This is a genomic window from Cytobacillus oceanisediminis, assembly GCF_022811925.1.
GTDB lineage: Bacteria > Bacillota > Bacilli > Bacillales > Cytobacillaceae > Cytobacillus > Cytobacillus oceanisediminis_D.
Map to the genome: position 1 here is coordinate 595,021 of NZ_CP065511.1, position 25,409 is coordinate 620,429.

22 protein-coding genes are annotated in these 25,409 nt (G+C 43.8%); 17 read left to right on the forward strand and 5 right to left on the reverse strand.

From position 1 onward, the window contains the following. Positions 1-53 precede the first annotated feature (53 nt). Positions 54-1,322 carry a phosphoribosylamine--glycine ligase gene (purD, locus tag IRB79_RS03080; RefSeq protein WP_243506661.1) on the forward strand — a complete coding sequence of 423 codons (1,269 nt, stop codon included), beginning with the start codon at positions 54-56 and terminating at the stop codon, positions 1,320-1,322. Here purD and IRB79_RS28130 read toward each other — a convergent pair. Together IRB79_RS28130 and IRB79_RS03085 are read right to left on the reverse strand one after the other, a co-directional pair. Continuing rightward, the gene (locus IRB79_RS28130) at positions 1,300-1,413 is read right to left on the reverse strand and encodes an EYxxD motif small membrane protein (protein ID WP_335582802.1); all 114 of its coding nucleotides are present in this window, start codon (positions 1,411-1,413) and stop codon (positions 1,300-1,302) included. The two genes, purD and IRB79_RS28130, sit on opposite strands and share 23 nt — an antisense overlap. A 60-nt stretch (positions 1,414-1,473) precedes the next feature. Continuing rightward, positions 1,474-1,764, reverse strand: a complete 291-nt coding sequence (locus IRB79_RS03085; RefSeq protein ID WP_243506662.1) for a YgaP family membrane protein — start codon at positions 1,762-1,764, stop codon at positions 1,474-1,476. Positions 1,765-1,958: 194 nt separating this feature from the next. Between IRB79_RS03085 and IRB79_RS03090 the strand changes: the two genes are divergently transcribed. From IRB79_RS03090 to IRB79_RS03130, 9 genes are all read left to right on the forward strand, one after another. Beyond that, the gene (locus IRB79_RS03090; RefSeq protein WP_243509184.1) at positions 1,959-3,701 is read left to right on the forward strand and encodes an adenine deaminase C-terminal domain-containing protein; all 1,743 of its coding nucleotides are present in this window, start codon (positions 1,959-1,961) and stop codon (positions 3,699-3,701) included. Positions 3,702-3,793: 92 nt separating this feature from the next. Then, entirely contained in the window at positions 3,794-4,849 is a 1,056-nt protein-coding gene (locus IRB79_RS03095) for a DUF3048 domain-containing protein (protein ID WP_243506663.1), read from the forward strand. Positions 4,850-4,889: 40 nt separating this feature from the next. After that, positions 4,890-5,198 (forward strand): YerC/YecD family TrpR-related protein, encoded by a 309-nt coding sequence (locus IRB79_RS03100; RefSeq protein WP_243506664.1) that lies wholly within the window; start codon positions 4,890-4,892, stop codon positions 5,196-5,198. A gap of 341 nt (positions 5,199-5,539) precedes the next feature. Then, positions 5,540-6,226 carry a heptaprenylglyceryl phosphate synthase gene (locus IRB79_RS03105; protein ID WP_243506665.1) on the forward strand — a complete coding sequence of 229 codons (687 nt, stop codon included), beginning with the start codon at positions 5,540-5,542 and terminating at the stop codon, positions 6,224-6,226. 76 nt (positions 6,227-6,302) lie between these two features. Beyond that, positions 6,303-8,534, forward strand: coding sequence for a DNA helicase PcrA (gene pcrA / locus IRB79_RS03110; protein ID WP_243506667.1), 2,232 nt, complete (start codon positions 6,303-6,305; stop codon positions 8,532-8,534). A gap of 55 nt (positions 8,535-8,589) precedes the next feature. Beyond that, positions 8,590-10,596, forward strand: a complete 2,007-nt coding sequence (gene ligA / locus IRB79_RS03115) for an NAD-dependent DNA ligase LigA (protein ID WP_243506668.1) — start codon at positions 8,590-8,592, stop codon at positions 10,594-10,596. A gap of 15 nt (positions 10,597-10,611) precedes the next feature. After that, positions 10,612-11,781 (forward strand): CamS family sex pheromone protein, encoded by a 1,170-nt coding sequence (locus IRB79_RS03120; protein WP_243506669.1) that lies wholly within the window; start codon positions 10,612-10,614, stop codon positions 11,779-11,781. 500 nt (positions 11,782-12,281) lie between these two features. Further along, on the forward strand, positions 12,282-13,829 hold the full coding sequence (gene pruA / locus IRB79_RS03125) for an L-glutamate gamma-semialdehyde dehydrogenase (protein ID WP_243506670.1): 1,548 nt from the start codon (positions 12,282-12,284) through the stop codon (positions 13,827-13,829). A gap of 114 nt (positions 13,830-13,943) precedes the next feature. Next, positions 13,944-14,495, forward strand: coding sequence for a cysteine hydrolase family protein (locus tag IRB79_RS03130; protein ID WP_243506671.1), 552 nt, complete (start codon positions 13,944-13,946; stop codon positions 14,493-14,495). Positions 14,496-14,621: 126 nt separating this feature from the next. On the opposite strand, the gene putP is transcribed toward IRB79_RS03130, so the two are convergent. Further along, on the reverse strand, positions 14,622-16,091 hold the full coding sequence (gene putP / locus IRB79_RS03135) for a sodium/proline symporter PutP (protein ID WP_275721265.1): 1,470 nt from the start codon (positions 16,089-16,091) through the stop codon (positions 14,622-14,624). A 632-nt stretch (positions 16,092-16,723) separates the two neighbouring features. Between putP and aceA the strand changes: the two genes are divergently transcribed. Together aceA and IRB79_RS03145 are read left to right on the forward strand one after the other, a co-directional pair. Continuing rightward, on the forward strand, positions 16,724-18,013 hold the full coding sequence (aceA, locus tag IRB79_RS03140) for an isocitrate lyase (RefSeq protein ID WP_243506672.1): 1,290 nt from the start codon (positions 16,724-16,726) through the stop codon (positions 18,011-18,013). A 207-nt stretch (positions 18,014-18,220) separates the two neighbouring features. Then, positions 18,221-18,655 (forward strand): YueI family protein, encoded by a 435-nt coding sequence (locus tag IRB79_RS03145; RefSeq protein ID WP_243506673.1) that lies wholly within the window; start codon positions 18,221-18,223, stop codon positions 18,653-18,655. Positions 18,656-18,833: 178 nt separating this feature from the next. Here the strand turns inward: IRB79_RS03145 and IRB79_RS03150 are convergent, their stop codons facing one another. After that, the gene (locus IRB79_RS03150; protein ID WP_243506674.1) at positions 18,834-19,190 is read right to left on the reverse strand and encodes a cupin domain-containing protein; all 357 of its coding nucleotides are present in this window, start codon (positions 19,188-19,190) and stop codon (positions 18,834-18,836) included. Positions 19,191-19,412: 222 nt separating this feature from the next. Between IRB79_RS03150 and gatC the strand changes: the two genes are divergently transcribed. The 5 genes from gatC (at position 19,413) to IRB79_RS03175 (ending at position 24,425) form a co-directional block, all read left to right on the forward strand. Beyond that, positions 19,413-19,703, forward strand: a complete 291-nt coding sequence (gatC, locus tag IRB79_RS03155) for an Asp-tRNA(Asn)/Glu-tRNA(Gln) amidotransferase subunit GatC (protein ID WP_243506675.1) — start codon at positions 19,413-19,415, stop codon at positions 19,701-19,703. A 13-nt stretch (positions 19,704-19,716) separates the two neighbouring features. Continuing rightward, positions 19,717-21,174, forward strand: a complete 1,458-nt coding sequence (gene gatA, locus IRB79_RS03160; protein WP_243509191.1) for an Asp-tRNA(Asn)/Glu-tRNA(Gln) amidotransferase subunit GatA — start codon at positions 19,717-19,719, stop codon at positions 21,172-21,174. A gap of 12 nt (positions 21,175-21,186) precedes the next feature. Next, on the forward strand, positions 21,187-22,614 hold the full coding sequence (gatB, locus tag IRB79_RS03165) for an Asp-tRNA(Asn)/Glu-tRNA(Gln) amidotransferase subunit GatB (protein WP_243506676.1): 1,428 nt from the start codon (positions 21,187-21,189) through the stop codon (positions 22,612-22,614). A 163-nt stretch (positions 22,615-22,777) separates the two neighbouring features. After that, the gene (locus tag IRB79_RS03170; RefSeq protein WP_243506678.1) at positions 22,778-23,338 is read left to right on the forward strand and encodes a thioredoxin family protein; all 561 of its coding nucleotides are present in this window, start codon (positions 22,778-22,780) and stop codon (positions 23,336-23,338) included. Between the two features lie 19 nt (positions 23,339-23,357). Continuing rightward, complete coding sequence (locus IRB79_RS03175) at positions 23,358-24,425, forward strand: NAD(P)H-dependent flavin oxidoreductase (protein WP_243506680.1); 1,068 nt, start codon at positions 23,358-23,360, stop codon at positions 24,423-24,425. A 32-nt stretch (positions 24,426-24,457) separates the two neighbouring features. On the opposite strand, the gene IRB79_RS03180 is transcribed toward IRB79_RS03175, so the two are convergent. Further along, the gene (locus IRB79_RS03180) at positions 24,458-25,390 is read right to left on the reverse strand and encodes a manganese-dependent inorganic pyrophosphatase (RefSeq protein ID WP_243506682.1); all 933 of its coding nucleotides are present in this window, start codon (positions 25,388-25,390) and stop codon (positions 24,458-24,460) included. Between the last annotated feature and the right edge of the window lie 19 nt (positions 25,391-25,409).

Genomic DNA, 25,409 nt, shown 5'->3' on the forward strand with positions numbered 1-25,409 from the left:
CCTCGATCAGGGGCCTTGCTATTATTGCTGACATTTTTACGGAGGTGGGCGTAATGAAGGTATTGGTTATAGGAAGAGGCGGCCGAGAGCATGCAATTTGCTGGAAGATGAATCAAAGCCCTTCAGTGAAACAGGTTTTTGCGGCTCCAGGAAATCCGGGAATGGAAGATTCAGCTCAGCTGGTTGCCATCCAGGAAAATGATCAGGAAAAACTTGTGCAGTTTGCTCAGGATAATCAAATCGAATTGACTGTAATCGGGCCGGAAGTGCCGCTGCTTGAGGGGCTGGCTGACCGATTTGAAGAAGCAGGGTTAAAGGTATTTGGACCAAAAAAAGCAGCAGCCGAAATTGAAGGCAGCAAGTCCTTTGCCAAAGAGCTTATGAAGAAATATGCTATCCCTACTGCCGAATATGGAGTATTCAGCAACTATGAAGACGCGAAAGCCTATATTGAAGCAAAAGGCGCCCCCATTGTGCTGAAAGCAGATGGACTTGCAGCCGGAAAAGGCGTAATAGTAGCCATGACTATGCAGGAAGCATTATCTGGGATTGAGGAATTATTATTAAATCAAAAGTTTGGCCAAGCTTCATCCACTGTTGTAATTGAAGAATTCCTAGAAGGAGAAGAATTTTCCTTAATGGCCTTTGTAAACGGAGAAACGGTAACTCCGCTTGAAATTGCCCAGGACCACAAACGGGCTTATGATGGAGACCAGGGACCGAATACAGGCGGAATGGGGGCATATTCACCGGTACCCCATATTGGAGATGAAACAGTTGCAGCTGCTGTGGAAAGAGTTTTGAAGCCGGCAGCAAAAGCAATGGTTCAGGAAGGCAGAAGTTTTACCGGAATCCTGTATGCAGGTCTGATAAAAACAACAGCAGGCCCGAAGGTAATTGAATTTAATGCCCGCTTTGGAGATCCAGAAACACAGGTGATTTTGCCCCGCATGAAGTCGGATCTGGCGGAGGTAATGCTGGCAGTCCTAAAAGGGGAACAGCCTGAAATCGAGTGGGATAAGGAAGCAATCGTCGGAGTGGTTGCTGCTTCTAAGGGCTACCCTGAAGCATATGAAAAAGGAGCTGTTCTGAATGGGCTGCAATCGCTTAAAAATGTCTCGGTCTTCCATGCCGGGACTGATAGAAACAGCGCAGGTGAGTATGTGACAAATGGAGGCCGCGTGCTGCTGGCAGGCGCTAAAGCTCCTACTCTGAAAGAAGCGCAGCAAAAGGTATATTCCGAACTTGAAAATCTTCAGTGTGAAGGTGTTTTCTACCGCAAAGATATTGCCGCTAAAGCTATCGCGCACGTCCTTTCTTAGTCTTCCGGATATACACAAACAGGAGTGCTACAATGCTTCCAATTATTGCAGCCAGGACGAATGTCATATCCATTACGTATTCCCAAAACATATTGTCAGCTCCTTTCAATTTTCCAGCCCCCATATAGGGAGCTGGATTTTTTAAAGAAATTTAAGATGGATTATACGGGAGAATTTCCTCAACAGCCTCATCATTATTGTGATTGCCTTCCTGCTTTCTCTTTTCCTGAACCATGTCCTGGCCACTTTCAAAAAGAGCTGTCAAAGGGCAAAAGCGGACAATTCCCTCTGCCACCTTCATGCCTCCCAGCATGGCCATCATGAGATAAGAGTCCCGCCAAGGCCTTTTCACAAGCTTTGAAGTGCTCCAGGCTAAGACAGTTAATCCGACTGTTATGCGTACTAAGGCATTTACAATGCCGATATTTGGTTTTACATTCATAGTTCTCACCACTTTCACAAAATTTTTACAATCTTTTACTGATTCTTTAATGCGTTAAACAGTGAAATATGTTACTATAGTAAAACAGGAGAAATGAAAGGGCTTTCTTTATTGATTTAAAGCCATTTCACTCATTGATTTTATTCTAAAATCAGAGTCTTTTATATATAGATATCAACAAGGGAGGGAGTATGGTGCTGGAACAGCGTTACCGTTGGAAAAACAGGCACTTGCGTGAACATGTTTCCGTATTGGACGGAAAACTGTCACCGACGATATTACTAAAGGACGCTCGTTATCTGAATCAGGCACTTCGCAAATGGATAACAGCAAATATATGGATTTATGGCGACCGTATTGTTTATGTGGGCGAAAAGCTGCCGGGAAAAATAGAACAGTGTGAGGTCGTTGATTGTACAGGGCTCACGCTGGTTCCTGGATATATTGAGCCGCATGCACATCCATTTCAATTATATAATCCCCATTCTCTGGCGAGCTATGCATCGCAGTTTGGTACAACAACCTTGATTAATGACAATATGGTGCTTGCTTTACAGCAGGATAAAAAGAAAGCGTTTTCTTTTTTGAAGGAAATGAGAAACATGCCTGCAACAACCTATTGGTGGTGCCGATTTGATGCCCAAACGGAAATCCAGCATGAAGAATCCGTTTTTTCGCACGGGAACGTTAAATCATGGCTTGAGCATGATGCTGTGCTTCAGGGAGGAGAGCTGACTGGCTGGCCGAAGCTATTGGATGGCGATGATATGATGCTTCATTGGATTCAGGAGACAAAGCGGATGAGGAAAAAGATTGAAGGCCATTTTCCGGGGGCATCCGAAAAAACGCTGGCAAAGCTTATGCTGCTTGGTGCTGATTGCGACCATGAGTCGATGACGGGAAAGGATGTTTATAATCGTCTTTTACAGGGATATACCGTATCTCTCAGATATTCTTCCATCCGTCCCGATCTGCCGGTTTTATTGGACGAGATGCATGAAATCGGCATTGATCAATATGATCGGATGATCTTCACAACAGATGGTTCCTTTTCCTCCTTCTATGAACAGGGAATCATTGATCATATGATTCGCATCGCCATAGATAAAGGAGTACCGGATATCGATGCTTATAATATGGCTACCATTAATGTGGCCCGTCATTATGGAATCGATTATTTGCATGGCTCCATTGCGACAGGAAGGGTGGCCAATATTAATTTCCTGTCAGATGAAAAAGAACCAACTCCATTATCTGTTATTGCAAAAGGGGAATGGGTGAAAAGAGACGGTGAAAACTTGCACGCCTATAAGCCTGTAGAATGGGAAGAATACGGCTTTGAACCGCTGGATATTGATTGGGATCTGACTGCTGATGATATGCAATTCTCGATGCCTTTCGGGATAAAACTGGAGAATGCGGTTATTACGAAGCCCTACTCCATCACGATTGACGTATCATCCGAAGAACTGGAGAAAGACCATGATGAATGTTTCTTCATGCTTGTTGACCGGAATGGACACTGGCGCATAAATACGGTACTAAAAGGTTTCTCGAAGAGCCTGGATGGAATGGCAAGTTCCTTTTCTAATACCGGTGACATTATCTTAATAGGAAAAAGCAAACAGGAAATGCTGAATGCTTTTAACCGGCTCAAAGAAATTGGCGGAGGCATTGTCATATCAGAAGGGGGAAGAATTGTCCAGGAAATGGAACTCCGCTTAAAGGGTGTGATGTCCCATAAAAATGTGGAGGAATTAATGGAGGAAGAAAAACAGCTGGTGCATTATTTGCGTGATCAAGGCTATAGACATGAAGATCCAATGTATACGCTGCTCTTTTTCTCTTCAACGCATCTGCCCTACATTAGGATTACCCAGCAGGGAATGTATGATGTAATGAATAAAACGGTACTCTTTCCAACGATAATGCGTTAAAATATAAAAGTAATGCAATATAATAGAGATAAAAACTGCTCAGTGGAGCTAACATAGAAACTGCATCATAGCAAAATACACAGGGGTGCTAAATGCTAAAAAGATGGATAGCTGTATCAGCGGCGGCAATGCTTTTAGTTTCTGGCTGCAGCAAAGAAAAAGCTGAAGAGCCTGAAAAGCAGGATACGGAAAAAGCGGAAGAAGCCACAAAAGGGGTCAGCTCTGATAAAGAACTTCCATTTCAATATCCGCTCACAGGCTTCGGATCGGAAACCGAGGTGGATGGAAGGGCTGTAGCGGTGATGATCAACAATCATCCAAAAGCCCGTCCGCAATCCGGGCTTAACCAGGCTGATGTCGTCTATGAAATGCTGGCAGAAGGGGATGTGACCCGTTTCCTTGCTATTTTTCAAAGCGAGCAGCCTGAAATGATAGGGCCGGTCAGAAGTTCAAGGGATTATTATATTGAGCTTGCTAAAGGCTATGACAGCCTCTACATTGCCCACGGCTATAGTCCGGAAGCCAAAGAATTGCTGGATCAGGGCTATATTGATAATCTGAATGGAATGCAGTATGACGGTACATTGTTTAAACGGGAAAGCTTCCGCCAGGCTCCGCATAACTCCTATATTTCATTCGAAAATGTGCTGAAGGGTGCAAAAGAAAGAAATTATGCGATGGAAGACGAACCTGAATCTCTAGATTTTCTGTCGAAAGAAGATGCAAAGGCTATTCAGGGCGAGGATGCTGACTCTGCCATGATCTCCTACTTGGACAATGAATTATTCAATGTCATCTATGAATATGATGCGGGACTGGAGAAATACAAAAGGTATTCCAATGGCGAACTTACAGCTGATTACAAATCCGGCGAACCTGTATTGCTTGATAACATCTTCATTGCAGAAGCAGAGCATAAAGTGGTTGACAGCTCGGGCCGCCGTGATATTAACTTAACTTCTGGGGGGAAAGGGTATCTCCTGCAAAAAGGGAAAGTGACAGAAGCAGAATGGAAAAATATTGACGGGCGAATTCTTCCTGTATTGAATGGAAAACAGGCTGGCCTGGTGCCAGGAAAGACCTGGATCAACATCGTTCCATCAAGCCCGGGCCTTGAGCAAACGGTTTCCTTTGAAGATAAACAATAATTATGTACAAAACTATTACAATAAAGGGGTATGCAAATATATGCAAATTGATAAGCTAAGAGGCAAAGAACTGGATCAGTTATTTAAGTCTGTTTTATCTTTAAAAGACCTGGAAGAGTGCTATCGCTTCTTTGATGACTTATGCACAGTAAATGAAATACAGTCCCTGGCTCAGCGTCTGGAAGTGGCACGCATGCTTCGTGAAGGCAAAACATATCATAAAATCGAAACAGAAACGGGCGCAAGCACGGCAACCATTTCCCGTGTGAAACGATGCCTCAACTATGGAAATGATGCTTATGAAATGGCGTTGGATAGAATAAAAGAAGAAGAAGCTGAAAAAGCGTAAATATTCCTTTTGCTTAAACCGATGGGGCTGTTCCCGCGGTTTTTTTCTTTGTCTTCCATATTAATTTTTTCCACCTCATAAAGACTTCCTGCTTTTCTTTTTTATCTAGCTTCAGCGCCTAGCCCCTCGAGGTCGCTTCTGGCCAGCTGATGAAGTCAAAAAAACGACTTCATCCACTGACCTTCCGACGTACAGGATATACTAGTGCCGACGTTGCCACAGGACGTGGCGGCATTTAGTTGACGTTCATCCCTTCCAATGGCGCTTCAGCTTTTATTTTTTATTCCCAATCTTAAATGATATAATGATGAAATGGAATGATAGAATGGAGGCAATTTTGCATGTATGATGTTCGCGAATGGAGCCACGTTTTTAAGCTCGATCCGGATAAAAATATATCAGATGAAAACCTGGAAATGATTTGTGAGTCAGGAACAGACGCGATTATTGTGGGTGGAACGGACGGAGTCACTCTGGAAAAGGTGCTGGATTTAATGGCCCGCATCCGCCGATATACAGTTCCTTGTGTGCTGGAAGTTTCAACCATTGATTCAGTTACTCCGGGCTTTGACTTATATTTTATCCCGACAGTCCTTAACAGCCGCGACGTAAAGTGGATTACAGGCCTTCATCAGGAAGCTGTAAAAGAATATGGGGATATTATGAATTGGGAAGAAATTTTGGTTCAGGGTTATTGCATCTTGAATGAAGAATGTAAAGCGGCACACGTTACCAATTCACGGACAGATCTATCATTGGATGAGGTAAGGGCATATGCCATGATGGCAGAGAAGATGTTCAGCCTTCCAATCTTCTATCTGGAATACAGTGGAAAGTACGGAGACGCTGATGTGGTCGCAGAGGTGAAAAATACGCTTGAAGAAACCGTATTATTTTACGGCGGCGGCATCGTGAATGCAGAGCAGGCAAGTGAAATGGCAGAGCATGCGGACGTAATTGTGGTCGGAAATATCATTTACGATGATCTGCAGGCTGCATTGTCCACTGTCGAAGCTGTTCGTGCTTAATTCAGTTGCTGATGATTGTAAAAAAAGATAAAATAGATTATAAGAACATATGTTTCTATGGTGGTGAAGAGAAGGAATGCAATTTTTAACAGATAAATTATTGAACGGACTAAATCCGCAGCAGCAAAATGCGGTAAAAAAAACAGACGGGCCACTTCTTATAATGGCAGGAGCGGGAAGCGGAAAGACAAGAGTGCTTACTCACAGGATTGCTTACTTAATGGTAGAAAAGGGTGTTAACCCCTACAATATTCTGGCAATCACCTTTACAAACAAAGCAGCCCGTGAAATGCGTGACCGTATTCATAACATGATGGGCGGAGCAGCAGATGAAATCTGGATTTCAACGTTCCACTCCATGTGCGTGCGGATCTTAAGAAGAGATATTGACCGTATTGGCTATAACCGCAATTTCACGATTCTGGATTCAACAGATCAGCAATCGGTGATTAAATCAATCCTAAAGGATAAAAACCTGGATCCAAAGAAATTTGATCCGCGTGCTATCCTGGGGTCCATCAGCTCGGCAAAAAATGAATTAATTACCCCTGAAGAGTATGCGAAAACAGCAGGAGATTATATTCAGCAGGTTGCAAGTGATGTATATACAGAGTACCAAAAGAGACTAAGACGCAACCAGGCGCTTGATTTTGATGATCTTATTATGATCACGATTCAGCTGTTCCAGAGAGTGCCGGAAGTGCTTGAGTATTATCAGCGCAAATTCCAGTACATTCATGTGGATGAGTACCAGGATACTAACAGAGCGCAGTACATGCTGGTAAAGCTTTTGGCAAGCCGTTTTAAGAATCTGTGTGTGGTCGGTGATTCTGATCAGTCCATCTATAAATGGCGCGGTGCGGACATAGCCAACATCCTTTCTTTTGAAAAGGATTATCCGAATGCACAGACTATTATGCTTGAACAAAATTACCGTTCAACAAAAAGGATTCTGCTGGCTGCAAACGAAGTCATCAGCAAGAACCTCAATAGAAAGCCAAAAAACCTCTGGACCGAAAACGCAGAAGGCAATAAGATTTTTTACTATCGTGCCGACAGCGAGCAGGGAGAAGCGCAGTTTGTTGCAGGCAAAATTAAAGAATACATCAGTAGCGGCAGGCGCACCTTGTCGGATATCGCAATCTTGTACCGCACAAACGCACAGTCCCGTGTAATGGAGGAAGTACTGCTTAAGTCGAACATTGAATATTCCATTGTCGGCGGCATCAAGTTCTACGACCGCAAAGAAATTAAGGATATCCTTGCTTACCTGCGTCTGATTGCAAATCCGGATGATGATATCAGCCTTCAGCGTGTTATCAATGTGCCAAAACGCGGAATCGGCTCCGGTTCGGTTGATAAAATCGCCAACTTTGCACAGCTTCACGAGATGAGCATGTTTGAAGCACTTGAGTCCATTGAACTGATTGGGCTGAGCCCGAAAATTACAAAAGGGGCCATTGAATTCAGGGATTTGGTTAAAAACTATACACAAATGCAGGAATACTTATCTGTGACAGAACTTGTAGAAGAGCTACTGGAGAAATCAGGCTACCGCGATATGCTTATTGCCGAGAAGTCCATTGAAGCACAGAGCCGTCTTGAAAACATTGATGAATTCCTGTCCGTTACGAAAAACTTTGAAGAAGCCAGCGAAGATAAATCGCTTATCGCATTTTTGACTGACCTGGCTCTTGTGGCTGACATTGATAAATTGGATGATGATGGCGAAAAAGCTGAATCAGTTGTTCTTATGACACTTCACTCAGCAAAAGGGCTTGAGTTCCCTGTTGTCTTTTTACTTGGACTTGAAGAAGGTGTATTCCCTCACAGCCGTTCTTTAATGGAAGAATCGGAAATGGAAGAGGAGCGCCGTCTTGCTTATGTGGGAATCACGCGGGCAGAAGAGGAGCTTTTCATTACGAACGCTCAAATGCGTACTTTATTTGGACGCACGAATATGAATCCGCCATCCCGATTCATCAAAGAAATTCCTGCTGATTTGCTGGATGGCCTTGAACCTGCTAAAAAGCCGTCTCCATTTGGATCATCACCGTTTGGATCTCCTTCTGCTTCAAGAGGAGCACAGCCTCAGCGGAAAGCAGTTGTGCGTCCATCTGCATCGAACACAGGCGGAGATGAAATTGACTGGAAAGTCGGCGACAAAGCACAGCACGGAAAATGGGGAACAGGTACAGTTGTCAGTGTAAAAGGCTCCGGCGAAGGAACAGAGCTGGATATTGCGTTTCCGAAACCAGTTGGCATTAAACGTCTGCTGGCCAAATTTGCACCGATTACAAAGGCGTAATCATAGAGTGCAGCCTGCCAGGCATCTTTTAAGGATTATAGAAAGGGTTGAATGTATGGACCTTCAATTGGCAGAAAAAAAGGTGAAAGATCTGCACAACCTTTTGAATCAGTATAATTATGAGTATCATGTTCTTGATCAGCCGTCTGTTCCAGATGCTGAATACGATAGGCTAATGAGGGACCTTATTGAACTTGAAGAGCAATTTCCCGAGCTGAAAACAGAAGATTCTCCAACACAGCGAGTTGGAGGGGAAATCCTTGATATGTTTGAGAAAGTGGAGCATCAGTCACAGATGCTCAGTTTGGGCAATGCCTTCAATGAACAGGACTTAAGAGATTTTGACCGCCGTGTCCGCCAGGGTGCAGGTGAAAATGTTTCTTATGTATGTGAATTAAAAATCGATGGACTGGCTGTCTCCCTGCGTTATGAGGATGGTTTATTTATTCTCGGTGCCACACGCGGTGACGGATCCATTGGTGAAAATATCACAGCAAACTTAAAAACCATCCGCTCCATTCCTCTTCGGCTGAAAGAGAACGTCAGAATGGAAGTGCGCGGTGAGGCCTTCATGCCGAGGCGTTCTTTTGAGAAATTGAATAAAGCGAAAGAAGAGAATGGGGAAGAACCTTTTGCAAATCCAAGGAATGCAGCAGCGGGTTCATTGAGACAGCTTGATCCGCGCCTGGCGGCGAAGCGTAATCTGGATATATTTGTATATGGCATTGCGAATGCAGGGGATACTGGAATCGTCTCTCATAGCGAAGGTCTGAATTATTTGGATAGCCTGGGATTCAAAACGAATAAAGAGCGCAAAAGATGTGAAAGCATCGAGGAAGTCATTGATTATGTGCAAGGATGGACTGACAAACGCCCGAATCTGTCTTATGATATTGACGGCATCGTTATTAAGGTCGATTCACTGGAATCACAGGAGCAGCTCGGTACTACGGCAAAAAGCCCACGCTGGGCCATCGCTTATAAATTCCCTGCAGAAGAGGTTGTTACCACATTAAGGGATATTGAATTAAGCGTGGGACGAACTGGCGTAGTTACGCCAACTGCGCTTCTGGAGCCTGTCCGTGTTGCCGGAACGACTGTCCAAAGGGCGTCCCTGCACAACGAAGATTTAATTCGCGAAAAAGATATTAAGATTGGCGATCAGGTCGTTGTGAAAAAAGCAGGAGATATTATCCCTGAGGTTGTAAATGTACTGGCTGACAGGAGAACGGGTGAGGAGCAGGATTTTAGCATGCCGACACATTGCCCTGAGTGCGAAAGTGAGCTGGTCCGCCTTGATGGTGAAGTGGCATTGCGATGCATTAATCCAAAGTGCCCGGCCCAGATCAGGGAAGGCCTAATTCACTTTGTTTCCCGCAACGCCATGAACATTGATGGCCTTGGTGAAAAGGTGATCAGCCAATTATTTGCCGAAAATCTGATTAAAGATGTGGCAGATATCTATAAATTAACGTATGAACAGCTCATCCAGCTTGAGAGGATGGGTGAAAAGTCAGTAAATAATCTCATTCAGGCAATTGAAAACTCCAAGGGCAACTCATTGGAAAAGCTTTTATTTGGTCTGGGAATCCGCCATGTTGGCGCAAAGGCAGCCAAAACGCTGGCCCAGGAGTTTGGCCATATGGAAGCACTTGAAAAAGCATCACGGGACGATTTAACAGCTATCAATGAAATAGGTGAAAAAATGGCTGATTCCATCGTTTCCTTCTTTGAACAGGAAGAAGCACATGAACTGATTGCCGAGCTGAAAGCAGCAGGAGTCAACATGGCTTACAATGGGCCAAAGCCTGTTTCGGTGGAAAACTCGGATAGCTTTTTTGCAGGGAAAACAGTGGTTCTGACAGGAAAGCTTGAATTGATGAGCCGGAATGAAGCAAAAGAAAAAATAGAGGCGCTTGGCGGCAAAGTTTCCGGAAGCGTCAGCAAGAAAACAGATGTTGTAATCGCCGGAGAAGACGCTGGATCCAAACTGACGAAGGCCCAGGAACTTGGAGTAGAGGTTTGGAACGAGGAGAGACTGGTTGAAGAATTAAATAAGTAAGAGGGTGTAAGCTCCGTGAAAAAACTGATGATGCTTGCTTTATCCCTAACCCTTCTGCTTGCAGGCTGTGCGCCTAATTTTAATAAGCAGGAGGAAGTTGTTCAGGAAGACAAGAACGAAAAGGATAAGGCAATCATTCCGAACTATAAAATTTCAGACAAGTATTATCGAACACTGCTGCCTTTTGAACCAAGTGAATCCAGAGGTCTTGTGGTCAATAATGTAAGCACCAAATATGATATCAATGAATTTGAGACAGGACTTATGCGAGTTGCGCAAAACACGTTTGATCCTGATAAATACTTATTCCAGGAAGGACAGTATCTAAAAAGAGGCACAGTCCAGGCCTGGCTAAACCGTAAATTCACTGACGCTCAGCTGAAGGAACGCGAGATGAAAGCAGAAGACAATATCGGCTTAAATCCAATGATCGCTGATGGCGGAGATATTGAAAAAAACAATGAAAAAAGCCCGATCTACCTTGCACATATTCTTGAACACAACTATTTGCTGAAAAATGATGATGGAAAAGTGGGGCTCGGGGGTGTTGTCATTGGCCTTGCCATGAACTCTGTCCATTATTATCAAAAGGAACAATATGGCGCCACTTTCGAAACAAAGATTGACCATGATGTCATTGAACGAGAAGGTAAAAAGCTAGCTGAAGAAGTACTGCAGAGAGTACGGCAAATCAAAGGCCTGAAAGATGTGCCGGTAACCATTGCTTTGTTTGAACAGCAAGCAAGAACTTCGGTTGTGCCAGGAAGCTTCTTTGCATACGCTACGGCAGACAAAGGAAGCACCAAGCTAGGCGGATGGGAAGACGTCAGCGAGAAATATGTCCTTTTCCCTTCAAACTCCGCTGAAAAAAACCATCGTGATGATTTAACGGCTTTTCTAAACTTTAAACAGGATGTAGAAACCTACTTCCCGAACTTCAATGGAGTTATCGGGAAAGCCTTCTACGCTCAGGACCAATTGCAGGAAGTCAATATTGATATCCCCATTCAATTCTATGGAAAAGCAGAAGCGATTGGATTTACGCAATATGTAACAGGGCTTGTTGTCAAACACTTCCCTGAATACATCTCAGTCCAGGTAAATATCTCATCCGTCAACGGCCCGGAAGCGCTAGTAGTTCGGAAAGCAGACCAAAGCGAACCTTTTGTCCATATCTATCAATAGAACCAGGGTACCCAGAAGTGCAGAGGATGCACCTTCTGGGTTTTTTAAATTTAAGGAGAGAGAATTGTGGGCATGGAGACGAAATTGGAAGCGGTTTGAGAAAAATGGTAGACATAGAGGGGGCTTAAAGACGAAAAAGGGTCTCCATAGTTCATAGCTGTAAAATGAAAAAGAAGTAAGTAAAACAGACACCATCTGCTAAGGAATAAGAATAACATTCAATACAGCACTAGAATTTTTTATATAACAGTTTTATCCAAAATCTGCTCTAAGAAGCTTCAACCCCTTATCCTTCTAAGTGAAACTGCAATTTCTCTCAATGGATGTTAATATATAACATCATCGGAGAATGTTTGAAGATAATGTTATTTTCATGTTAATATAGTGTTTGGATGAAAACGTTTTAAGAGAATAGCAGACCTTGTTCCAGCATGTTTATAGAACGGGACGGGGCGCTACGATCTGGCGTTTGATATTTGTACACACAGGAGGCGGTAAAAATGGTACAACCTTATAAGCATGAGCCATTCACGAATTTTAAAGAAGAAGAAAATCGTGAAGCATATTTAAAGGGTTTACAAACTGTAGAAAGCTATTTGGGCCAGGATTATGATCTTTTAATTGGCGGAGAGCGCATTTCTACTGAAGATAAAATTGTATCAATCAATCCTTCTAATAAAGAAGAAGTAGTTGGCCGTGTTTCAAAGGCAAACCGCGAGCTTGCGGAAAAAGCGATGCAGGCTGCTGTTGAAGCATTCAAAACATGGAGAAAAGTGAAGCCGGAAACACGCGCAGATGTTTTATTCAAAGCTGCTGCGATTATCCGCCGCCGCAAGCATGAGTTTTCTGCCCTTTTAACAAAGGAAGCAGGAAAGCCTTGGAACGAGGCAGATGCTGATACTGCGGAAGCCATTGACTTCCTTGAGTACTATGCACGCCAAATCTTAACAATCAAAGACGGTGTTCCAGTCAACAGCCGTCCGAACGAATATAACCGTTATGACTACATTCCATTGGGAGTGGGGATCATCATCTCTCCTTGGAACTTCCCGCTTGCGATCATGGCCGGCACAACTGTTGCAGCCATCGTAGCAGGAAACACCGTTCTATTAAAACCAGCTTCTACAACACCAGTTGTGGCTGCGAAATTTGTTGAAGTGATGGAAGAAGCAGGCCTTCCAAAGGGTGTACTAAACTTCGTGCCGGGCAGCGGTGCAGAAGTGGGCGACTATTTGGTTGACCATAAAGACACTCGTTTCATCTCCTTCACAGGTTCACGCGACGTTGGTCTTCGCATCAACGAGCGCGCTTCCAAGTTAAACGAAGGCCAAATCTGGCTGAAGCGTGTCATCGCTGAAATGGGCGGTAAGGACACAATCGTTGTGGACAAAGAAGCAGACCTTGAATTGGCAGCTACTTCAATCGTTGCTTCTGCTTTCGGATTCTCCGGCCAGAAGTGTTCAGCATGTTCACGTGCTGTTGTAGTAGAGGATGTATACGATCAGGTTCTTAACCGTGTGGTTGAACTGACTAACGAATTAACGCAGGGCAATCCTGAAGACCAAAGCAATTACATGGGTCCAGTGATTGACCAGGGCGCATTTGACAAGATCATGAGCTACATCGAAATCGGCAAAGAAGAAGGCAAGCTGATGACAGGCGGAGAGGGAGACAGCTCGAAAGGCTTCTTCATCAAGCCGACTGTATTCGCAGACCTTGCCCCGGATGCACGCTTAATGCAGGAAGAAATCTTTGGACCTGTCGTTGGCTTCACAAAGGCAAAGGATTTCGACCATGCCCTTGAAATCGCCAACAACACCGAGTACGGCTTAACAGGAGCTGTGATCACGCAGAACCGTGAGCACATCCAAAGAGCACGCGAAGATTTCCATGTTGGAAACTTATACTTCAACCGCGGCTGTACAGGTGCGATCGTTGGATACCAGCCATTCGGCGGATTCAACATGTCAGGAACTGACTCCAAAGCGGGCGGCCCTGACTACATTCTTCTGCACATGCAGGCGAAGACTACTTCTGAAATGTATTAATAAACCTCCGATTGGAGGCAGGAACAGCAACTTTGTTGCTGTTCCTTTTTTATTGGATATTCAGCACTTTGAAGTATATGATGAAAATAGACCTTTAGATTGGAGTGATGCAAAATGCCAAACAAAGCTTTGATTAATATCGATTACACAAATGATTTTGTAGCTGAGGACGGTACCCTGACATGCGGTAAGCCTGGACAGCTGCTGGAAAAGAAAATCTCAGAGCTCACACAAGAGTTTGTCGCAAATGGGCATTTCACTGTTTTTGCCATTGATGTTCATGATGAAGGAGACATCCATCACCCAGAAACGAATTTATTCCCGCCGCATAATATCAGGAACACGGAAGGAAGAAATCTTTATGGTTTACTGCAGCAGGTTTATGAAACGAACAAGGAAACTGAAAATGTTTATTTCATGGACAAAACAAGATATTCCGCATTTGCAGGAACCGATCTCGAGATAAAACTGAGGGAGCGCGGTATAGAGGAAGTGCACCTGGTCGGTGTATGTACGGACATTTGTGTACTTCATACGGCAGTCGATGCTTATAATAAAGGGTTTAAAATAGTGATTCATAAAGATGCTGTCGCATCATTTGACCAGGATGGCCATGAGTGGAGCTTAAGGCATTTTGCAAAGACGCTTGGAGCAGAAGTAATTTAATGATTGCCTGCTTTGTAATTAAGCAGGCAACACAAAATATTCATTGCCAGCTGAAGGCTGTAACTGTATTGGAGAAACGACTTACATACAAAAAACCCTCTCCACATAGGAAGAGGGTTTCTGCAATTAATTTTTAAGGACAGACTTATACTGATTGTACTGCTCCTGAACTTCTTTTGAAGGTGCCTTATCCAGAAGGCTGACGATGATGATCGCTAGACCTGCAAATAGAAAGCCGGGCGCCAATTCATACAAATCAAACAGTCCGCCGGTAAGCTGTGCCCAAACAATTACTGTTACGGCACCAACAATAATGCCGGCAAGGGCGCCATTCCGTGTCATGCGTTTCCAGAACAGGCTCAGGATGATAACTGGCCCGAAGGCTGCACCAAATCCGGCCCAAGCATAACTGACAAGTTCCAACACCTTGCTTTCTGGGTTATACCCTAAGAAGATGGCAATAATGGCAATACCCAGTACAGCAATTCTGCCAACAATCATTTCTTCCTTTTTGGAAGCATTTCTTCTGAAGATGGATTTATAGAAATCCTGTGCCAGTGCACTTGAAGAAACGAGCAATTGAGAGTCAACTGTGCTCATGATTGCTGAGAGAATGGCTGCTAATAAGAATCCAGCTACCCATGGATTAAATAGTACTTGTGAAAACATGATAAATACTGTTTCAGAATTGGCAAGCGGTGCATCTGCAAAATAGGCGATACCGGCAAAACCTACAAACAGAGCTCCAAATAACGAAAGAACCATCCACGTCATACCAATCAAGCGGGCTTTTGGGACGTCGTTTGTTGATTTTAATCCCATAAAGCGGACAAGGATATGCGGCTGTCCAAAGTAGCCAAGCCCCCATGCCAGCAGGGAAACAACGCCAACAAAAGTGGCTCCTGAAGCAACATCCAAATGTGTTGGATCGATTGCACTGATTTGATTTAGTGTTTCATTCCATCCGCCAAGCTCCTGAATCGCTGCAATCGGAATAATAATCAAGGCTAAGAACATTAAAATACCTTGAATAAAGTCTGTCCAGCTGGCTGCCAGGAATCCGCCAAATAATGTGTATGACAAAATGACAGCAGCTCCGACCCAAAGCGCGAGTGTATAATCCATCCCAAATGAATTTTCTAATAGAATGGCACCGCCGACTAGGCTGGAAGAAGTATAGAAAGTGAAAAAGATTAATATGACGATTGCAGAAACTACCCGAAGCAATTTAGAGGTGTCATGGAACCGGTTCTCAAAATACCCGGGAACTGTAATCGAATCGTTGGCTACTTCCGTGTAGACACGCAATGGCTTAGCTACAAACTGCCAATTCAGATAGGCGCCGACTGCCAAACCTATGGGCAGCCATATTTCACCCATACCGCCTAAGTAAACAGCGCCAGGCAGTCCCAGCATTAACCAGCCGCTCATATCAGAAGCTCCGGCACTCAAGGCTGCAACTCCAGCTCCAAGCCCTCGTCCGCCTAAAACATAATCAGATAAATCTTTAGTCATTCTGGCTGCAAGCACGCCAATCAGCAGCATGCCGACCAGATAAACAATAATGGCAATTAACGTTGGTATATTTATATCCATACTTATTTATCCTCTCCTTTCAACAAAATATGAGATGCCTGATAGTACGATCAATAATGGCATTGGAATAAGAAGCCAAAGCCACGTCGCCATAGTGAAATCCATATGTTCACCTCCATTACTCTATTAGTGTCCCCATTAATACATACGTGGAAAAAGTTCCTTTTATACAGTAACATACAGTTTTGTGTTTGTGGAAAAATCAGTTTGGGGAATGGTCCACTTTGAAAAGACGTTTATTATCATAACATAATAAAGGTTGATGGACAAAAATCTAAAAAACTATAAAGATGTAAATGTATAAAAATACGCTATTTCGCATTAATTTTCTGTTATATCACATATATCAACATATCTATTCATCCAAATTTATAAAATTAAGTTGACGAAAAGAGCAGTTTTATTCGCTGGATTAGAAAATTAGCGGTAAATTTTGAAAATTTTTTAAAAAAGGGTTCCCATTATGAATTTACTGTTATATAATACAAAACATAGATAATTAATTGTTTTATAACAACTTAGATTTATATTATAACAGTTTATATTTGTCTATCTGTTATGTTACAGAGGTGTATTACAACTGGGATTTTGCTCAATGATGATTTTCTAAATTAAAAGGAGGATTTAATCAAATGGCAGATGAAAGAGTGCGTCAGTTGCAGGAACGATGGGAAATGGATGAACGCTGGAATGGAGTGGAAAGACCGTACACGGCTGAGGAAGTCATCAAATTAAGAGGGTCAATTGATATTGAACATACATTAGCGCGCCGTGGTGCAGAGAAGCTGTGGAAGCTTGTGAATGAAGAAGCTTTCGTCAATGCATTAGGAGCGTTAACGGGAAACCAGGCTGTCCAGCAGGTTAAGGCTGGGCTGAAGGCCATATACTTAAGCGGCTGGCAGGTTGCTGCAGATGCGAACCTGTCCGGAAATATGTACCCGGACCAAAGCCTATATCCGGCCAACAGTGTTCCGAGTGTTGTAAAAAGAATTAATCAGGCTCTTCAGCGAGCTGACCAGATTCATCATATGGAAGGCGATCATTCCATTGACTGGTTCGCTCCGATTGTAGCAGATGCGGAAGCAGGATTCGGCGGCCAGCTTAATGTATTTGAACTTATGAAAGGCATGATTGAATCGGGTGCCGGCGGAGTACACTTTGAGGACCAGCTATCTTCTGAGAAGAAATGCGGACACCTTGGCGGAAAGGTTTTGCTGCCAACCCAGACTGCTGTTAAGAATTTAATTTCTGCAAGATTGGCAGCGGATGTTATGGGCGTGCCGACTGTAATTGTTGCACGGACTGATGCCAACGCTGCAGACTTAATTACCAGCGATGTGGACCCTTATGATGCACCTTTCATTACCGGAGAACGCACACCTGAAGGTTTCTTCCGTACAAAGGCTGGGCTCGACCAAGCGATCGCTCGGGGATTGGCGTATGCTCCTTATGCAGACCTGGTATGGTGTGAAACATCTGAACCGGACCTCGATGAAGCGAGACGCTTTGCTGAAGCAATCCATGAGAAATTCCCTGGCAAGCTGTTAGCGTATAATTGCTCTCCTTCATTCAATTGGAAGAAAAAGCTTGATGACGAAACGATTGCAAAATTCCAGGTTGAGCTCGGCAAAATGGGCTACAAGTTCCAGTTTGTTACTTTGGCAGGATTCCATGCGCTAAATCATAGCATGTTTGAATTGGCTCGCGGCTATAAAGACCGCGGAATGGCTGCGTACTCTGAACTTCAGCAGGCCGAGTTTGCCAGCGAAACACATGGCTATACGGCGACAAGACATCAGCGTGAAGTGGGTACCGGCTATTTTGACCAGGTTTCCATGGTCATTACTGGAGGTACTTCCTCGACAACTGCTTTGAAGGGATCCACTGAAGAAGAACAGTTCAGTGAAAAGCAGGAAGCTTAATTTTTACCGGTATGTAACTTGATTTTTTACCTGTATATTCTCCTATTTTGAACCTCTCTTCCATGGAAGGGAGGTATTTTTTTGCTTAAGAGACAAGCACAGTACCTGCTGCAAAAACATACATATTATATAGGCAAAATTTGAAATAGTGCATAATACTGAATACAATGAAAGCATTGAGGTCATATAAGGATGGAGGATGTACAATTGGCTGAAAATATAGATGATTATCTTCAACAGGGGATTCATGGACAGAAACAGACTAAGCCTGATGAGCGCCGCAAGTTTCTTGGCTCGCTTCGGGAGAGGGTGGTCATTGCCTTGAAGCAGCCGCAGATGAGGGAAGATGGAATCTATCCGCAGGTGGAAGAGGCCATTAAAGCCAACAGCAAAGCTCATCTTTATTTGAATGGAAATATGAGCTACTCCTATTTATCAAAATATATAAAACTGGCTTCCACCTATAAGGTCGAATATACAATCGTCACCAACAAAGAACATAATTCAGAGATCGGGCTGGTTCTAGCCTATGACTATGCGATTGATAAACCGGAAATCTTTGTGGAGAGGAAAACGGTCAAAGAAGAAGCAAAAAAAGAAAAAAAGGGCGGCCTATTTGCCAAACTATTCAAGCGGAAATGAGCAGCGTCTGCGGCGCTGCTCCATTTTTGGGGGAAAGCATCACAATACAGGCCGAAATGCGGAGTTTACCGGCCAAATTTAATAAAATACCGGCCGAAATGCGGGATTTACCGGCCAAATCTAAAAAATACCGGCCGATACTTCAGCATTTACCGGTCAATGCCAATTGTTCCGATTTCTATCCCAAAGGCTTCAGGTACTGATGCGGATCCAAATCAGGACCTTCAATCACAATTGCAGTCATGCCAAGGTAAGAACCTGATTCATGTTCCTCGCCTTCAGACCAATAAACAGCGGTTCCTTTTTGGACTGCAATTTGCTCACCGCCAGCAGTTTTAACCCATCCTTCGCCGTCAACGATGAGAAATAGCTGGGGACAAGCTGCCGGATGCATGCCTAAAACACTAATATCCTTAAGATGGATACACCCAACTGTAGCTGTTTTGTTCCTGATAATCGGACTGATGCTGGCATTGTGGCTGCTGAATTGAGCAATTTCCCTGCTGACATCCAAATCAAATCGGAAAAATTCCATAATCGCACCTCCTGTACTTATCATCGCATCCCCATTTATTCGGTTTCGCTTTTCATTTATCCTCTAAAAAGAGAAGCAAACACACAATTCACTCAACTCATGGTAAAATAAGCAGAAGATTGCTGAACCAGCTGGCGTGCGCGTATTGCTTTAACGCGTGAAAGTTTGGTATGATCATAATAATTGTGCATTGACAGTATTCAATTTTTGGAGGTGGCATTAATGTCGAGAATTTCAATAGATCAGGTTAAGCATGTTGCACACTTGGCGCGGCTTGCAATGACTGAGGAAGAAGCTGTAGCTTATACCGAACAGCTGGACAAGATGATTTCATTTGCCGAGCTGCTGAATGAGCTTGATACAGATAATGTTGAACCAACATCCCATGTTCTTGATATGAAGAATGTATTGAGAGAAGATAAGGCGAATAAAGGGCTTCCACAGGAAGAAGTTCTGAAAAATGCGCCGGAACATCAGGATGGCTATATAAAAGTGCCGTCTATTATTGAGTAGGGAGGGGAAAATGGTGAGTTTATTTGACCATAAGGTATCGGAACTTCATCAGCTTTTGCATAAGAAAGAAATCACGGTTACCGATCTTGTCAGCGAATCGTACAAGCGAATCGGTGAAGTGGAAGACAAAGTACAGGCTTTCTTGACACTTGATGAAGAAAGAGCCCGTGAAGTAGCTAAAAGAATGGATGGAAAAATTGGAACGGACGAAGCGAAAGGCCTATTGTTCGGTATGCCGATCGGCGTGAAGGATAACATCGTAACGAAGGGGCTGCGCACAACCAGTGCGAGTAAAATACTTGAAAACTTTGATCCGATTTATGATGCGACTGTTGCATCCAAATTACATAATGCTGAAACCATTACAATCGGTAAACTGAATATGGATGAATTTGCAATGGGATCTTCCAATGAAAACTCAGGCTTTCAAATAACCCGAAATCCCTGGAATCTTGAAAGAGTTCCCGGCGGATCTTCCGGCGGTTCTGCTGCTTCAGTTGCAGCCGGTGAAGTTTTATTTTCTCTTGGTTCCGACACAGGAGGGTCAATCAGACAGCCTGCATCATATTGCGGTGTTGTGGGGTTAAAGCCTACATATGGAAGAGTATCAAGATTCGGACTGATCGCATTTGCCTCATCTCTGGACCAAATCGGGCCGATTACACGAACGGTTGAAGATAACGCATACTTGCTTCAGGCAATTTCAGGTGTGGATCCTATGGATTCTACTTCAGCAAATGTTGAGGTCCCAAGCTATGCTGAAAGCTTGACTGGGGATGTAAAGGGGCTGAGAATTGCCGTACCGAAAGAGTATTTGGCCGAAGGTGTAAATGAAGAGGTGCGCCAGTCAGTACTGGACGCCCTGAAAGTGTTAGAAAAACTTGGGGCAACATGGGAGGAAGTTTCCCTGCCGCATTCGAAGTATGCACTCGCAACGTATTATCTGCTGTCCTCCTCTGAGGCATCGGCAAACCTGGCGCGCTTTGATGGTGTACGCTATGGCTATAGAACAGCAGATCCTGCGAGTTTAATCGATTTATACAAAAAGACCCGTGCAGAAGGCTTCGGGGATGAAGTAAAACGCCGTATTATGCTTGGAACATTTGCTTTAAGCTCTGGCTACTATGATGCTTACTACAAAAAGGCACAAAAGGTGCGCACACTGATTAAACAGGACTTTGAAAATGTTTTTGAAAAGTATGATGTCATTATTGGACCGACAGCACCAACACCAGCCTTTAAGATTGGTGAAAATACGTCTGATCCGCTGACTATGTATGCGAATGATATTCTGACCATTCCAGTAAACCTTGCCGGGGTGCCTGGAATCAGCGTTCCTTGCGGATTCGCGGATGGATTGCCGCTTGGCCTTCAGATTATCGGAAAGCATTTTGATGAAAGCACTGTTTACCGCGTAGCACATGCATTTGAACAGGCTACAGAATTCCATAAGCAAAAACCGGGACTGTAAGGGGGGAAATTCATGAAATACGAAACGGTTATCGGACTTGAAGTACATGTTGAGCTAAAAACAGATTCAAAAATATTCTCGGCAAGCCCAAACCATTTTGGGGCAGAGCCAAACTCCAACACAACAGTAGTCGATCTCGGCTACCCTGGAGTCTTGCCTGTCATTAATAAAAAAGCAGTTGAATTCGGAATGAAAGCTGCGATGGCGCTGAACTGTGAAATCGCACCTGTTACAAAATTTGACCGGAAGAATTATTTTTACCCGGATAATCCTAAAGCCTACCAGATTTCGCAATTCGACAAGCCCATTGGTGAACATGGCTGGATTGAGATCGAAGTCGACGGCTATAAGAAAAAAATCGGCATTACGCGGATTCATCTTGAAGAGGATGCAGGCAAGCTGTCTCACGCTAAAGGCTATTCCCTTGTAGACTATAACCGCCAGGGTACTCCTCTGGTCGAGATTGTATCTGAGCCGGATATCCGAACGCCGAATGAAGCATATGCATACCTGGAGAAGCTAAAGTCCATCATCCAGTATACTGGCGTTTCTGACTGTAAAATGGAGGAGGGTTCACTTCGCTGTGATGCGAATATTTCTCTTCGTCCTGTCGGCCAGGAGGAATTTGGCACAAAGACAGAGCTTAAGAACCTGAACTCGTTTAACTTTGTCCGCAAAGGACTGGAATACGAGGAGAAGAGACAGGAAGAGATTCTAAGTTCTGGCGGAACAATCCAGCAGGAAACATTGCGCTATGATGAAGCAACCAATAAGACCATTCTAATGAGGGTAAAAGAAGGTTCGGATGATTATCGTTATTTCCCGGAGCCTGATTTACTTGATATCCATATTGATGAAGAGTGGAAAGAGCGCATTCGTGCAGAGATTCCTGAGCTTCCAGACCAAAGAAAGAACCGCTATATTGAAGAACTTGGGCTGCCGGCCTATGATGCAGCAGTCCTGACAGTCACAAAAGAAACATCTGATTTCTTTGAAGCCGCTGTGAATAAAGGAGCAGACGCCAAACAGGCTTCCAACTGGGTAATGGGTGAATTGTCAGCTTACTTAAATGCTGAACAAAAAGAGCTGACCGATATTGCTTTGACACCTGAAGGACTTGCCGGCATGATTAAGCTGATTGAAAACGGCACCATCTCTTCCAAAATTGCCAAAACAGTCTTTAAAGAGCTGGTTGAAAATGGCGGAGATCCGAAAACAATCGTAAAAGAAAAGGGCCTTGTCCAAATTTCGGACGAAGGCGCACTTCTTAAGATTATCGGTGAAACGCTTGATGCGAACCCGCAATCCATCGAGGATTTCAAAAATGGAAAGCAAAAAGCAATCGGCTTCCTAGTCGGCCAGATTATGAAAGCCACAAAAGGACAGGCCAACCCGCCGCTTGTTAACAAATTATTGCAAGAAGAAATTAAAAAGAGATAAAAGGAAGCTGATGGGACCCCATCAGCTTTTTCTATATTCGACAAATTTACGGTCTATTTCCCAGGAAAAGATTTGGTTTTACAAAGTGTTACAGCAAATGCAGGAATGAAAGCTGATGACAAAGAATAAAAACTATACAGGAATCGAAAAAAGGAGTGGTTGCATGAAATTAATGGATTGGTTTGCGAAGGGACTAAGTCTACAAGATTACATAGAGGTGATGAAGGTAAATAAGGAAGAGATGAATGGTATATATAACCGTTTGTCATTATACGCTGAAGAAAAAGCAAGATTGGCAGATTTTAAGGATACAGGCATGAAAGTGATCGCACTCACTGAAGATTGGTGCGGAGATGCCATGCTGAATAACCCAATTCTACTGAAAATTGCAGAGGAAGCCGGTATGGAAGTCCGTTTTATTTTAAGGGATCAGAACCTTGAGCTGATGGATCAATATTTGACTAACGGAACATCCAGAGCAATACCCATTTATATTTTTATAGATAAAGCGGGGAAGGAAAAAGCTGTTTGGGGACCTCGTGCCAAACAGGTTCAGGAAATGGTGGATGTTGAAAGAAGCAAGCTCCCCGCACAGGATGCTGAAGACTTTAAGGACAAACAAATGAGCATGTACAGGAGATTAACTGCTTCCTATCAGGAGGATTCTAAGATCTGGCATTTTGTGGCTGATAGTATAATAGATGCTATTGTTTTGGGGAAATAAAGACGGAAGGATGTTTTATATGGGCTGGAGTCAGAATTTCATAACTGCGAAGCTGGGGATAAAATACCCTATTTTCCAGGCTCCTATGGCTGGAGGGATGACAACACCACAATTAATCAGCGAGGTATCCAATTGTGGGGGACTTGGAAATATGGGTGCAGGCTATATGAGTTCAGATGAGATAAGGAACGATATAGAACAGATTCGGAATCTGACAGATAAGCCATTTGGCGTCAATCTCTTTGTTCCGGATAGTGAGGCTTCGGCAGATGCAGAGGACATCAGCAGCATGGAGGATGTGCTCAGCGCTTACAGCAGTGAGCTTGGTATGAAGGAGAAACCTTCTCTGCCAGAAAAGGATTATGTTGTTTTATACAGAAATCAGCTTGATGTTTTGATGGAAGAAAGGGTGCCTGTTTGCAGCTTTACATTTGGCATACCTGATTCTGCCATTATTTCTGAATTAAAGAAACAGGGTACGATTATTATAGGAACCGCAACCAATGTAAATGAAGCAGTGGAATGGGAAGAGGCTGGCGCAGATGTGATTATTGCTCAGGGGGTTGAAGCCGGGGGGCACCGTGGAACTTTCCACAGCGAAGAAAGCGGGCTTATCGGTTCCATGGCTCTAATACCACAGGTAGCAGATGCGGTTAGCTGTCCTGTGGCTGCGGCAGGGGGAATAATGGATGCCCGCGGTATTGCTGCGGCTATGGTGCTTGGCGCAGCAGGTGCCCAGCTGGGAACAGCTTTTCTTACATGCAGGGAAAGCGGGGCTCACTCACTGTACAAGCATGCACTGTTAAATGCAAGGGAAGATCAAACAGCTGTGACGAAAGCATTTTCCGGAAAGCTTGCAAGAGGGATTCGCAACAGGTTCATGGTAGAGATGAAGGGTCTGCAGGCATTACCTTATCCATTGCAGAATGATATGACAGCTCCTATCCGAAAGCAGGCAGCCAAAATGGAGCGGCCGGAGTTTATGTCATTATGGGCCGGACAGGGATTGAGACTGGCTGAAGAGGTGACAGTGAAGGAGCTGATGATAAAGCTTGTTAAGGGGACAGAAGCTTTATTGGATAAGTAAAAAGCAGTGCCAAGTGCGGCACTGCTTCTGTCTTATTTGCCAGCCAATACGTTTGTAAGCGGTGGTACGATTTGCTTTTTGCGTGAAACAACGCCCTTTAATACGGCACTGTTGTTTTCAAGTGTTACATCATAAGCTTTTTCAACAGCTGCAGCTTCTTTGCCAAGAGAGATGGCAACTGAGTCGTTGTTAAGGATGTCAGTTAAAACAAAAACAAAAAGATCAAGCTCTTTGTTATTGATATTTTCAGTAATGACAGCTTCCAATTCGTCTTGGCGGCTTAATACGTCATTTAGGTCCACAGCATTAACCTGAGCGATTTCTGTTTTATAGCTTCCCATTTGGAATTCCTTTGCGTCAAGGGAGATCAACTCTTTCACGCTCTTCTTGCTTAAATCTGCTCCTGCTTTAAGCATTTCCAGCCCAAATTCTTCAGCGTTTACTCCCGCGATTTCAGCAAGCTCGCGTGCAGCTGCAACGTCCTGATCTGTGCATGTAGGAGATTTGAACAGCAAAGAATCGGAAATGATGGCCGAAAGCATTAAGCCAGCTGTTGCCTTGCTGATTTCCACTCCGTTTTCCTTGTACATTTTGTTCAGAATAGTTGCTGTGCAGCCAACCGGCTCTGCGCGGTAGTAAAGCGGATCGCTTGTTTCAAAGTTTGCGATGCGGTGGTGGTCAATAACCTCAAGGATTTTTACATCTCTGATATCATCAGCGCTTTGCTGGAATTCGTTATGGTCCACAAGAATCACTTCGCTTGCTTCTTTGGATACTGCCTCAACAAGACGGGGAGCTTCAGCCTTAAAATAATTTAGAGCATATTGTGTTTCTTCATTTACCTGGCCCAGGCGGATTGGCTCTGCATCAACGCCTAATTTGTTTTTTAATTCTGCATAAGCAAGTGCTGAGCAGATTGAGTCAGTGTCTGGGTTTTTGTGTCCGAATACAAATACTTTTGACATAAGTCCTACTCCTTCTATA